Below are 12282 nucleotides of genomic sequence, written 5' to 3'. Positions count from 1 at the left end.
CCCCACGCAACCCATGACTGACTCACCTTCCCCCAAGCAGCCGTCCGACGAGGCCCTCCCTCCTTCCGAAGACGAAACCCGCTTCGCCCCCAGGGAGAACGGCGAAGAACACAAGGACGGAACCTCCGCCCCTGCGGCTAAAAAACGCCTGAAAACCTCCCTGGACGTCGTGTCCGAACACGCCGCGGAAGAAGAATCGGCCCGGCAGGAAGACGCCGAACGGAAAGCCAGGGGAGACGCCCTTTTCTGGAATCTGTGCCTTGGGCTGTTCGCCCTCATCGTCATCGGGGCCGGCTACATCGTTTATGAAAAATTCTCCCAGCTCCCGGACCCGGTCAAAGACGCGCGGGAGGCGCTGGAGGCCAATCACTCCCAGCTCCTGAAAAAGCAGGTACAGCTCATGGAAATACGGAACAGGACCGCCCCCAAGGAACAGCTCCTCGGCCTGCTGGACATTTTTGAACATACGGCATCCGATCTGGAAGAGACGCAGAAGTCCATTGAGAAGGAGAAAATGCGCGTGGCCGGCATCCGGGGGGAAATCCGCTCCTACTTTGAACGCTACCGCCAGGACGCCAGGGCCAAGGCCCGCGGCCGCAAGTTCGACATCCTCAGAACATCCCATTCCGGCAAAACCTACCTGAACGTGGAAATCACCCGCGTGGAAAATGAATTCGTGCGCATCATGCACGAACAGGGGAGCACCTCCATTCCGGCCGGAGACCTCCCGGACGACATCCGGGAAATGCTGGCCTACGGCGACCCCCTGAACATCACGGCCATGAACCAGACGGACGCCTCCCTTCAGGCCCCCGTGATCCGCCGGGCGCCTTCTCCGGCCCCGGCTCCCTCCCCCGCTCCACAGCCCCCCAAAAAGAAAGTGGTGGTGGACCTGGACCCGCCCGCCGGGAAGCCGCAAATTGAAACGCCCACACACACGGGAGATTCGGACGGATCCTCTTCCGGGAACATGTGGGTTCCTCCCGCCCATTCTCCGCTGCCCCCCATGTAACAATCATCTCCATATTATGAAAACACTCATATTACCCCTCGTGGCCGCGCTCCTTGCCGGAGTCGCCGGAGCTTCCGAAGCCTGGAGCACCAACCCCGCAGAGGCCATGCAGCAGGCCGCCGCCCGGAAAAAGGGCGTGATGCTGGAATTCACCGGTTCCGACTGGTGCGGAGCCTGCATCATGCAGAAAAAGCAGGCCCTTTCCCTCCCCAAGGTGCAGGAAGACATCGCCCGCTCCTTCATTCCCGTGGAACTGGACTACCCGCGTAAAAAGCAGCAGGACGAACAGACAAAAGCTTCTCTGGAAACCTACAAGAAATCCTACGGCATCACCGGATTCCCCACGCTGGTGTTTGCGGACGCCCAGGGGCGCCCCGTCCATACCGTCGTAGGCTACTCCAATCCGGACCAGGTCATGCAGGATACGGAAAAGGCGGCGGAAGCCCTCAAAACGCAGCAGGCCCTGACGGCCAAACTGGCGGGACAGCTTACAGAGCAAGAGCGCCGGGACGCCCTGGTCCAGCTGCTGAACACGGTTCCCCAGTCCAGCATCTGCACCTTCTATAAGCCCGCTCTGGAAGAACTGGCGAAACTGGATCCGCAGGATGCTTCCGGCATCCGCGCCAAACTAAACAGGAAAGAGCTGCTCAATACCCAGAGAGAGGAATTGGCCGATACGTTCCGGCAGAAAAACGTCCACATCCTGGCGGAGCAAAAGCCTGACGAAGCCCTTTCCATCATGGACGGCTACCTGAAGAAGGACGGGCTGCTTCCGGAAGTCAAACAGGCTGTCCTCATGCAAGAGGTGAACCTGCTCATGCAGCAAAACAGGGTGAATGAACTGGAACGGCCCCTTAAAGAAGCCATTGCGCTTCTTCCGGACAGCTTTGAAGGAAAAATGTGCAGCAGGCTTCTGGAAAAACTGCCCGAAATCAAGAAGGAACGGGGCCAGCTGAAGCCGGGGGAAGAGCCCCCGCTTCCCCCCGGAGCCATCCGGGCCACTAAAATGATCGTTCCTCCGGCGCCCGCGAAAAAATAACCTATTTTTTCCTGCCGGGTACCGGGTTCTCCCTGCCCGGCAGGTCCGCACATGGACCTTTCCGCCAACCACATCCTCGTCGTCTTCCTGCTCACTACGCTGGCCGGTCTCGCCACCGGCATAGGGGGCTTCATCGCCTTCTTCATGAAGAGGACGGATACGAAGACGCTTACCTTTTCCCTGGGGTTTTCCGGCGGGGTGATGGTGTACATTTCCCTGGTGGAACTGCTGGGAGAGGCGCAGCACCGGCTGATGGAATTTGAAGGCCACACGGCAGGCGCATGGATTGCAATTGCCTCCTTCTTCGGAGGCATTGCCGTGGCGGCCCTGATTGACTACCTGGTGCCGGAAGACGAAAACCCGCACGAAGCGCGCGGCCCGGAAGACATCCACGGGCAGGGCAGCGGGGAATTTTCCTCCTCCAAAATCAAAAGGTCCGGCATCCTGTTCGCGCTGGCCATCGGCATCCACAACTTTCCGGAAGGGGTCGCCACCTTCGCCGCCGGGCTGGACTCCCTGACGCTGGGCACGTCCATCGCCCTGGCCGTAGCCGTCCACAATATTCCGGAAGGGATTGCCGTGGCGGTGCCTCTTTACTACGGTACGGGCAGCCGTAAAAAGGCCCTCTTCTATTCCTTCCTCTCCGGCCTGGCGGAACCGGTGGGCGCGGCCATCGCCATGCTCTTCCTGTTCCACTTCCTCACCCCCACCGTGCTGGCCATCCTCTTCGCTTCCGTGGCGGGCATCATGGTCTTCATATCCTTTGACGAGCTGCTGCCCATGGCGGAACGCTGGGGGCACCACCACATTTCCATCATGGGGATCATTGCCGGGATGCTGCTGATGGCGGTTGTCCTGATCTGAATCGGCCCTGCTGCGGGAAAGAAATTTTCCGTGTCCTGGACGCGGGAGTATTGAGCATTTCCCGGCGTCAGGGGGTCTAAACGGAAACCCCCTTCTCATCCATGCCGGACTCCCCTGCTACCCCTGCTACCCCTGCTACCCCTGCTTCTCCTGCCGTTTCCGCCGCTCCACAGCCATCTTCCTCCCCTTCCCCCCTTTCCTGCTGGAAAAAAGGCTTCCGCCGTTATGCGGATTTCCGGGGCTGCACTTCCCGGGCGGAATTCTGGTGGTTCATGGCTCTTCCCCTCCTGGCCCTGATTCCGGCCCTGGCAGGCTACATCCTGACGGACTGGCTGCACATTCCAGATACAAGGCTGAGCGTTTACGGGGACGCCCTGACCATCCTCCTGTGGGCAGCCCTGATAGTTCCCTGCGCGGCGGCGGCATTCAGACGCCTGCATGATACGGGCAGGAGCGGCCTCTGGATTCTTTCCGTGCTGCTTCCCTTCGGCCTGGGGCACCTGATCTTTTTCTACCTGACGCTGGGAGAAAGCAAGACGGACGGCAACAAGTACTGCCGCCGCGCGGGCGCACAGCCGGCAAACGCCTCCGTTACTCCCGGAGAACGGAAAAAGCCGCCTTTCACGCCGTTTTACCTTTACTGGCTCATCAGCCTGCGGAAGCTGACCACGGTGGCCGGGCGCGCCTCACGGGCGGAATTCTGGTCCTTCTTCCTCCTTTCCGTCCTCCTGTTCCTGCCGCTGGGCTACAGCATGATAGACGTGGACAGCAACCCGCTGGGCTTTTACGTCTCCCCGTCCCGCCAAATCCTGCTGTACGCCGCCCACCCGCAGGATACCCTGATCCTGCTGGCGCACGCCTGCTTTAACCCCACCTTTTACTTTTTCTACCAGTCCGGAGAGCTGAGCATGCTTTCCCTGGAGCTTCTGGCGGCTGTGGCGGGGCTCAACATCCTGTTCAACCTGCCGGTGGCCGTGCGCCGCCTGCATGACAGCAGCCTGAGCGGAAAATTCATCCTGATTCCCATCCTCATTTTCATCGTTACCTTCCTGCTGATTTTCCTGCTGCGCCTGATTCCGGAGGACATGACGCCCTACCTGGGCTATCTGGGGATGGCCTCCAGCCTGATGGACCTGTTTTCCATCCTCTTCCTGTCCATGATGCTGCTTAAAAGCTCTCCCGGTCCCAATGAATATGGCGTGCTTCCGCAAAAAATAACCGTATCCTGATTCCAGGATACGGTTGAAAAACAGTCAACGCCGCAGGAGGCCGCGTTGTTCGCCTGCAAATGGGAGAACGTCAGTCCCCGAAGCATACGCCCAGGTCGCGCGCCGTGCGCACCAGCTGGCAGTCGGGGTCCACCAGCTTCAGGGTTTTCACGGCTTCCTCAATGGGCACGGCAGTCATCTGCGTTCCCCGGAGGGCAACCATGCAGCTGAACTTGCGCTTTTCCACCAGCTCCACGGCGTAACTGCCGAACCGCACGCCCAGAATACGGTCATAGGCGCAGGGGGAACCGCCGCGCTGGATATGGCCCAGCACGCAGGAACGCGTTTCAATTCCCGTGGCTTCCTCCAGTTTCTTGGAGATCACCTTGCCGATGCCTCCCAGGCGCACTTCCCCCTGGGTCTTTTCATCCAGCAGCACCAGTTCGTCCGCCAGGCGGGCGCCTTCGGAGACCACTACCAGGATTTCCCGCTGCCCGGCCGCCTTGCGGTCCTTGATGCATTTCACCACGTTTTCAATGGAGAAGGGAATTTCCGGCAGCAGGATCACATCCGCGCTTCCGGCGATGCCGCCTTCCAGGGCAATCCACCCCGCATGCCGCCCCATCACTTCCACCACCATCATGCGCTGGTGCGCGTTTGCGGTGGTTTCCAGACGGTCCAGGGATTCGGAGACGATGGAAACGGCGCTGTAGAAGCCGAAGGTGACATCGGTCGCGCCCAAGTCGTTGTCAATGGTCTTGGGCACCCCTACCACGGGAAGGCCTATTTCAGAAAGCAGCAGAGCTGTGGACTGGGAGCCGTCTCCGCCCACGACGATCAGGGCGTCCAGGCCCAGCCGCCGGATGGTGGCCTTGGTCTTTTCCAGCACGGCGGGTTCAATCGCCCCCTTCTGGTCCACGCCCACCTTGATGGCGAAGTTCCCCTTGTTCACGGTTCCCAGGATGGTGCCGCCCTTGGCGCGCAAGCCGCGGCAGCAGACAGGAGTCAGCCATTCAAACCGTTCATTGCCTTCCTCGGACAGAAGCCCTTCAAAACCGTCGTAAAAACCGACAACGTTCCAGCCGCGGCGGGAAGCCGCGCCTACCACACCTTCAATGACTGCATTCAACCCGGGAGAGTCACCCCCGCTATTCAAAACACCGATGTTCATATTCGGTGCCTCTTATAGCAGAAAATTCCGGGGCCGTCTACTTCCTATCTCTTTTCTGTACCAGATTTCACGGGAAGCTGGACAAACTCCTTGGGATCCTTCATGTCCATGCCGGAAGCCTGCCAGTTTTCCCACACCCGCCAGCCGGTGGTCATCATCTGCTTGGCCAGGGGATAGCGGTTCGCAGAGCCGAGCACCACAATAATCATGCGCTGCGGGTAAATCACCTCCGTCCCCGTCTGGGGGCTGCGGCGGGAGATGGCGTTGCGCGTCACGCTGAGCAGCAGGCAGGGGCCGGCGGCGCGGGAGGTTCCCGCCTTGATGCCGTCCACGCCGGGAGAGCTCATGAGCTTGTTGTTGTTGGAAATATCATACATCGTCCTGCCCTTGGTCTGGGACTGCACCTCAATGCGGCGGCTCGCCTGGGAAACGATGTAGCAGAAGGCCGGGTTCTGCATGCTGTAAACGCCCAGCAGGGCCATGTCCAGCGCGCAGGAGGTGGAAACGGAGTTGCCCGCGTCCAGGCCGTGGGGAGCGGTGAAGCGCGTCTTGGCCATCCTCAGGGAACGGGCCAGGTTGTTCATTTCCGTCACGAAGGCGGCAATGGGTGAGCCGCCGCCCCGGCGGGACACCAGGTCACGGCCCACAAAGGAGGCGATGGTCAGGGCGGACACGTTGTCCGAGCCCAGCAGGGTGGAATACAGCGCGTCCCGGAGCGTCAGGCGGTCTCCCGGCTGGAGGTCCATGGGATTTCCGGCGCGGAGGCCGAAGGCTTCCTGCGGCACGGCGATGAAGGTGTCCAGCGGCAGGCGCGTGCGGGCCACCCAGTCCAGCGTCACCATGGCGGTAGCTACCTGGGAGAGGCTGGCTACGGGCCGTTTTGCTTCCGCGTTGGAACTGAAAAGAAGTTTGCCGGAATTGGCCTCAATGGCGATGTAACTGGGCCGTTCCTGCGCCTGGGCGGAGAACTGGAATACACAGGCCAGGGTCAAGAGGAATAGAGATAGCTTTTTCATGGCGGGACCGGCGGGATAGTGCCCGTTCCCCCCACGTTTGAAAAGTCTAAAATATTTTCCGTACAACACTTATATGTCATGACACGGAAAAACGCATTGACCTTTCGGCTCCTATCCTATTTGTTGGAGGAAGCCGTTTCCCGCAAACGGAAGCAGTCCGGACATCCCCACCGCCATGACCAGCATTCAATTTTTTTACAACCGGAACTTTCCGGGAAACGCCCTGCGCTCCAATGCCCTCCAGGCGCTGGACCGTCTGGGCATGAAACCGGAGATGCGGGAAACGGAAGCCGCGCCGGAGCAGGTCGGCGCTCCGCTTCCCGCCCTCGCCATTGACGGGGAGATCGTCGTTTCCGGCGTGGAGCCCTCCGTGCGCGAGCTGGAAATCCTCTTTGAAGACCACGCACAGGAAGGGGAGGAAGATTCCGCCTGCGGCGCGTGCGGCATGGAGTGCGGCGGCATGAACGGCACGGAGCATTGCCCCATGTGCGGCCAGCACGGGGAAGGCGGCAGCGTGGCGGGCAGGATTATCGGCTTCGTGATCCTGCTCATTATTCTGTTCCTTGCGGTTAAAATACTGTCCTGAATCTTTCCACGCCGCCTTTGTCTTCCCTCTTTTTACAGCTGCCCCACGCGCCGGGATTGGGCCGGCATGCGCCGGCGCAGTCGCCGCTCTGCTTCTGGGCGCCTTCTTTCTGCGCCGCCGCCCCTTCCGGAAATGGGCGTGCGCAGCGGCGGAGTTTTACGTGGCCGTTTACGGCGTTTCCAGCCCATGCAGGCGGTCTTGATAATTTCTTGAATTCCCCTTTCCGTCAGGACACAGTAACGGCATGCGCTCCTTCTTCGGTTCCATTCTCCTGATTCTGGTGCTGGCCGCCCTTGGCGCCACCATTTACTACCACTGGTCCACCAACTCCCACCTGGAGTTCGAACTCCGCAACCCTGACGAACCGGAAAAAACCACGCAGGTCATCAACATGGAGAAGCGGGCTGCCGCCCTCCAGGCGGCTCCGGCGGCAGAAGCCCCTGCTCCCGCTGCTCCCCCTGCGGAAGAAGTTCCGGCTCCCGCCGCGGGGATACCGGAAGCCACGGAATTGTAAGGGCGCCACTTTCCACACCATGAAACCGGTTATCGGATACACGCTGGGCGACCAGTCAGGCATAGGCCCGGAAGTCATCTCCGCAGCTCTTGCCTCCGGAGAGCTCCCGGAAGGGGCGGAATACCGCCTCATCGGCAAGAGGGTGCAGGTCCCCCTCGGCAGGCCGAATGCGGAATCCGCCAAGCACGCCTTTGACCATCTGGAACAGGCGGCCCATGCCCTGCGGGAAGGAACGGTTGACGCCGTCGTCACCGCGCCCGTCTGCAAGGAAACCCTGCACGAGGCAGGCTTCCGCTGGCCGGGACAGACGGAATTCTTCGCGGAACGCCTGGATACGGGCAATTACGCCATGTGCCTGACCGGAAAACGGCTGACGGTGGGCCTGGCCACCATCCACACGTCCCTTCAAAGCGTGCCGTCCCTGCTGAACACGGAGGAACTGGTACGCATCGGAACCCTGTTGAAAAATTTCTGCCTCCGCAAGGGAATCCTCCGCCCGCGCATCGCCCTGGCGGCCCTGAACCCCCATGCCGGGGAACACGGCGCCTTCGGCGACGAGGACGGAACTATCATTGCCCCGGCCGTAGAACGGCTGGGGGTCATTCATCCGGACGCGGAATTTGACGGTCCGTCCGTTCCGGACTGCGTGTACCGGGACGCCGTGGAAGGGAACTATGACGCCGTGCTGGCCCCATACCATGACCAGGGGCTGATTCCGCTGAAACTGGTGGACTTCCATACCGCCGTGAATGTCACGCTGGGCCTTCCCCGCCCCCGGCTGAGCCCGGACCACGGAACCGCCTTCAACCTGGCGGGCGCCGGAAAGGCCAATCCGTCCAGCACCATCCACGCCTTCCAGCTGGCCGTAAGGATGGCGCAGACGCGTTAACGCCCCTCTTCTTTCCGGAGTTTTTTCCGCCACACCTCTGCCACCCGTTCCGAGGCTGAAACCCAATACCGGAAGGTTTCTTCCATCAGGGGATCACTTTCCTCCCTTTCTCCTTTATTCCACAAAAGCAGAGCAATCGTTAACAGATCTGCGGCGGAACGTTCCAAGGCTTCCCTGTCATGCTCCCTCTTTTGGAACCAGCACCATTGTTCAGGCGTCAGGGCCGGAAGCCTGGAAAACCTTTCCGCCATCTCCACCTGCCGGTCTGCATAACACCGGATTAACAAAAACCGCCTCTCACGGGAAATCCGGGGAACCGTATCCGTCAACAACCCCAGAACTTCGCCACTCCAGCACCGTTGCAGCGTTTCTTCCAGACTGCCGTTAACCAGCGGGTCGTGATCTATCTTATAAGACAGGGAAGATTCAGGATTCAACTTCCAGGCCAGCAGCTTTTCATAGGAGTCTCCCTCCGGGGATGACGGCAGAGGCAGTTCCGCCTGCGCGATGAAATCATCCAGGGAGTCTATCGCCGTCTTGGACGCCCACATCATCCTGCGCAGCGCAGAAAATCCCTCTTCCGCCTCCTCATGGGTAATGACGCCGTCATCCTCCAATTCCGATAAGGAAACTATCTCCTCCTTTTTTTCCCGTTTCCTGCTTTCCGCCATTTTTCTGAACAACTGCACATCCACGTCAGCCACACGGCACCACTCCTGCGTGGTAGGGGGTCCGGACATGAACGCCTCCCGCCACGCCTTTTCCATCCGGTCAGCCTCCCGGTTCAATTCCTTGACCACTTTTTTGCAGGAGGAGGAATCCTTCACCTGGCTGCCAATCGTCTCCAGAGCCCTGGTAAACGTTTCATCCCCCACCACATCCACCATCCGGACGCCGGAACGGGCGCTCCCGCAGCAGAGGAATCCGGCAAGAAGCGCCATGCAGAACAATTTCACCATGAATGGATGATTGGCAACCGTACGGGAAAAGTCAATCTCTTCCGTTGCCGCGTTCCCCATTCTTTCCTTCCCCGGCGGGAATAAAATGCAGGAAACGGCATCTTCCCGGAAACAAGGTAAAAAATAGGCTTGCTTTCTGAAGACAATCATTGCACTTTACTTGCCCGCAAGGTGCGCACCGTTCGCACGACACATTTCTAATTATCACAAGACCATGAGAAATTACGAAGCTCTTATCGTATTCAACATGAAGGGTACGGAAACCCCCGTTGAGGAGTTGATCAATACCGTAGCCGCCACGATGAAGGAAGAAGGCGCCGACATCACCGCCACGGAAAACACCGGCCGCCGCGAATTCGCTTACGAATCCAACCACCTTTCCGCCGGCCAGTACGTGACCTACACGTTTTCTGCGGAACCTTCCGCCATCAAGACCATCCGCGAACGCCTTCGCCTGAATCCCCAGATTCACCTTCAGTACTACAAGGTGCTCGGCTAAAGCCGGCCCATGCGGACGAAGCATCCGCTCCTTGCCTTTTATCAAAAAGAACCGCCTCCCTAAAGAGGCGGTTCTTTTCTTATGGCCTGTTCCTTCCGTGCACGGAAGCAGGGAAGCCTTGTTCAGTAAACGTTTGCCGCCCTGGAGACAATGTTCCTCAGCAGCTGGCGGATGGGGGCAACAGGAGGCAGATTTTCCACGCCGTATGCCCTGGCAATTTTTTCCATGTGGGGAAAGCTGATCCAGGTGCTGCCCTCCTTATCCTCCCATACGGCAATGCGCAGGGGCAGTTCCGTAGCAATGCCCGGGTTTTCCAGCATCAGGTTGGTGCCTACCTTGGGAGAGCCGAAGATGACGACCTTGGAAGGGGGCATTTCCAGTCCGGCTTCACGGGCGTTCTTACCGTGGTCAATCCTGGCAAAGACGGGAATGGATTTTTCCGCCAGAATTTTTTCAATGCGCTCCATGGTTTCGTCCACGCCGAAGACGCTTTCATAAAGATACAGGGAATTGTCGTCCAGATGGCCGGAGCCCAGCTTGGGATCCAGCGCCCCGGCGATGCGGCGCGCCAGATTGGTCAGGTCCACGCCCTCCTTGTTCGCCGTCAGCGTCACGCACACGAGTTCGGACGGGTCCGTGAACCGGCAGATGTAGGAGGAGAAGCCGGGAACGCCGCCTTTAATGTCCATCAGGCCCTTGTGGTAAGGGAACTGCCAGCCGGCCATGGCCGGAACGATTTTCCCGTTGTCCAGCCGGATGGGCTTGTAAATCATGTCCCGGTGCTTTTCATCCTTCACCAGGATGGAGCCCGCCAGGCAAATGTCCCAGAAGCTGATTTCCTGCGGCGTGGACCAGATGTCCGAAAAACCGCGCAGGGAGGAGCGCGCGGGCGGCGGAACGGATTTAACGGCGCCGTCCTTTACCGCATAGCCCGCCGCCGTTTCCGCCGGGTCCACATATTCCACACGGGATTTGAACAGGGAATGCCTGTTGCCGTGTTCGCGCACGTTGTCCTGCTGCACGGCTCCCAGATCCTTCCCGAACATGGTGTGCTGGAGGCCCAGCGGCTGGAACTGGTTTTCCCGGACGAATTCCTCATAAGGCATGCCCGCCACCGCATCAATGACCATGGACAGAAGCAGGAAGTTCGTGGCGCTCTGGCGCACGTCCGTTCCGGAGGGGAATTCCAGATCGTTCAGCCTGACCAGGGAAAGGAGTTCCGCCGGATCATAATCCCGGCCTATATCGAACTGGGGGGATTTCCTGTAGTCCGGAATGCCGGAGGAATGCTGAAGAAGCTGGAGCACGGAGACATTCTGCCAGGCTTCCGGCAGGCCGGCCACATAGCGGGACACCTTGTCATGGATGTCCATTTTGCCCTTTTCCACGAGCTGGAAGGCGGCAATGGCGGCATATCCCTGGGAGATTTCCGCCGCAGGCCACAAGGTATTGGTGGAAGACAGCAGGCCCGTTTCCGCATTGGACAAGCCGTATCCTACCACGCGGGGAATGTAGGGGGCCTGGACAATCGCAAGGGTCATGCCGGGAATTTTTTCCTCCTGCATGAAGTCGTAAATCAACTGGTCCATGGACTGCCCAAGGTACTCTACCCTGGAATTTCCGCGGCCCTGAGCCGGGAGCTGGATGGTTGCAGATTCTTGAGCGGACATTTTGGTGGGGATGTTATTTGCATGTGCGGGAAGGCCGCCCAGCATGCACGCGCATGCGAGAATTCCTCCTGTTAACCTGAATGATTTATTCATGGGTGTCTTTTTATAAGACCGCATTCCGCGCATACGGTTCATTCAATTTGTCATCACTATCCCCAAAATAACGCAAAGGCGGGAGAATGCAATCCTCCCCTGCCCCGTCCTCCAGGAAAAGGGTCCTCCCGTCCCGGTTCCGTGATTTGCGGGCTACAGGGAAACGAAGTTTTCCAGCAGCTTTACGCCCAGTTTCTGGCTTTTTTCCGGGTGGAACTGCGTGGCGACCAGGTTGCCGCGCCTGATGGCGGCGGCAAAACGCACGCCGTAGGTGCAGAAGGCGGCCGCCAGGGATTCATCCTCCGGCTGCGGATAATAGGAGTGCACAAAGTAGAAGTACGGCTCCGGCCCCATGCCTTTCCAGATGGGATCGGCGGGATTGGAAAGAGTCAGGCTGTTCCATCCCATGTGGGGCACCTTGAGTTCCGATTCCGCAAAACGGACCACGCGGCCCTTGAAGATGCCCAGTCCGGGCACCTGTTCGTCTTCCTCCCCGGTTTCAAAGAGAACCTGGTAGCCCACGCAGATGCCCAGAAAAGGCTTGTCCTGCCCTATCCACGTCCGGATCAGCGGCACCAGCTCCTGGCTGCGCAGCTTTTCCGCGCAGTCGCCGAAGGCGCCCACACCGGGAAGAACCAGATGGGTCACGCCTGCCGCATCCTCCGGCGTGCGGACCAGATGGCCAGTCACGCCGGCAGCCTCAAAGGTGTTCAGCACGCTGCGGAGGTTGCCCGCGCCGTAATCAATCACGCCGAGCTTCAT

Annotated in this window: 13 protein-coding genes; 8 read left to right on the top strand and 5 right to left on the bottom strand. The window is 59.7% G+C overall.

The annotated features are described in order from the left end of the window. Window positions 1–13: 13 nt before the first annotated feature. The 4 genes from HJW02_RS03740 (at window position 14) to HJW02_RS03725 (ending at window position 4144) form a co-directional block, all read left to right on the top strand. Entirely contained in the window at window positions 14–1012 is a 999-nt protein-coding gene (locus tag HJW02_RS03740) for a hypothetical protein (protein WP_102722566.1), read from the top strand. A 16-nt stretch (window positions 1013–1028) separates the two neighbouring features. Beyond that, entirely contained in the window at window positions 1029–2051 is a 1023-nt protein-coding gene (locus HJW02_RS03735) for a thioredoxin family protein (RefSeq protein ID WP_102722567.1), read from the top strand. A 51-nt stretch (window positions 2052–2102) separates the two neighbouring features. After that, on the top strand, window positions 2103–2915 hold the full coding sequence (gene zupT, locus HJW02_RS03730; RefSeq protein ID WP_102722568.1) for a zinc transporter ZupT: 813 nt from the start codon (window positions 2103–2105) through the stop codon (window positions 2913–2915). A gap of 101 nt (window positions 2916–3016) precedes the next feature. Further along, entirely contained in the window at window positions 3017–4144 is a 1128-nt protein-coding gene (locus HJW02_RS03725; protein WP_102753006.1) for a DUF805 domain-containing protein, read from the top strand. A gap of 70 nt (window positions 4145–4214) precedes the next feature. Here the strand turns inward: HJW02_RS03725 and HJW02_RS03720 are convergent, their stop codons facing one another. Together HJW02_RS03720 and HJW02_RS03715 are read right to left on the bottom strand one after the other, a co-directional pair. Then, on the bottom strand, window positions 4215–5294 hold the full coding sequence (locus HJW02_RS03720) for an ATP-dependent 6-phosphofructokinase (RefSeq protein WP_022396132.1): 1080 nt from the start codon (window positions 5292–5294) through the stop codon (window positions 4215–4217). Window positions 5295–5338: 44 nt separating this feature from the next. Further along, window positions 5339–6310 carry a serine hydrolase gene (locus tag HJW02_RS03715; RefSeq protein ID WP_102722569.1) on the bottom strand — a complete coding sequence of 324 codons (972 nt, stop codon included), beginning with the start codon at window positions 6308–6310 and terminating at the stop codon, window positions 5339–5341. Between the two features lie 175 nt (window positions 6311–6485). On the opposite strand from HJW02_RS03715, the gene HJW02_RS03710 reads away from it, so the two are divergent. From HJW02_RS03710 to HJW02_RS03700, 3 genes are all read left to right on the top strand, one after another. Further along, the gene (locus HJW02_RS03710; protein ID WP_102722570.1) at window positions 6486–6896 is read left to right on the top strand and encodes a hypothetical protein; all 411 of its coding nucleotides are present in this window, start codon (window positions 6486–6488) and stop codon (window positions 6894–6896) included. 244 nt (window positions 6897–7140) lie between these two features. Then, window positions 7141–7410, top strand: a complete 270-nt coding sequence (locus HJW02_RS03705) for a hypothetical protein (RefSeq protein WP_022396135.1) — start codon at window positions 7141–7143, stop codon at window positions 7408–7410. A 19-nt stretch (window positions 7411–7429) separates the two neighbouring features. Further along, window positions 7430–8299: a 4-hydroxythreonine-4-phosphate dehydrogenase PdxA gene (locus HJW02_RS03700; RefSeq protein WP_102722571.1), complete on the top strand. Its 870-nt coding sequence runs from the start codon at window positions 7430–7432 to the stop codon at window positions 8297–8299. On the opposite strand, the gene HJW02_RS03695 is transcribed toward HJW02_RS03700, so the two are convergent. Next, window positions 8296–9258 carry a hypothetical protein gene (locus HJW02_RS03695; protein WP_146018154.1) on the bottom strand — a complete coding sequence of 321 codons (963 nt, stop codon included), beginning with the start codon at window positions 9256–9258 and terminating at the stop codon, window positions 8296–8298. The two genes, HJW02_RS03700 and HJW02_RS03695, sit on opposite strands and share 4 nt — an antisense overlap. A 214-nt stretch (window positions 9259–9472) precedes the next feature. Between HJW02_RS03695 and rpsF the strand changes: the two genes are divergently transcribed. Next, a complete protein-coding gene (gene rpsF, locus HJW02_RS03690) occupies window positions 9473–9757 on the top strand; it encodes a 30S ribosomal protein S6 (protein WP_022396138.1) in 285 nt (94 codons plus the stop codon). Window positions 9758–9879: 122 nt separating this feature from the next. Here rpsF and HJW02_RS03685 read toward each other — a convergent pair whose 3' ends face one another. Both HJW02_RS03685 and hisH read right to left on the bottom strand, forming a co-directional pair. Next, entirely contained in the window at window positions 9880–11427 is a 1548-nt protein-coding gene (locus HJW02_RS03685) for a serine hydrolase (RefSeq protein ID WP_102722615.1), read from the bottom strand. A 246-nt stretch (window positions 11428–11673) separates the two neighbouring features. Continuing rightward, window positions 11674–12282: an imidazole glycerol phosphate synthase subunit HisH gene (gene hisH, locus HJW02_RS03680; RefSeq protein WP_022396140.1), complete on the bottom strand. Its 609-nt coding sequence runs from the start codon at window positions 12280–12282 to the stop codon at window positions 11674–11676.

Source organism: Akkermansia sp. GGCC_0220, from assembly GCF_017566105.1.
Lineage (GTDB): Bacteria > Verrucomicrobiota > Verrucomicrobiia > Verrucomicrobiales > Akkermansiaceae > Akkermansia > Akkermansia massiliensis.
The sequence above is the reverse complement of the archived record's forward strand: the minus strand, read 5'-3'. Positions and strand labels throughout refer to the sequence as shown.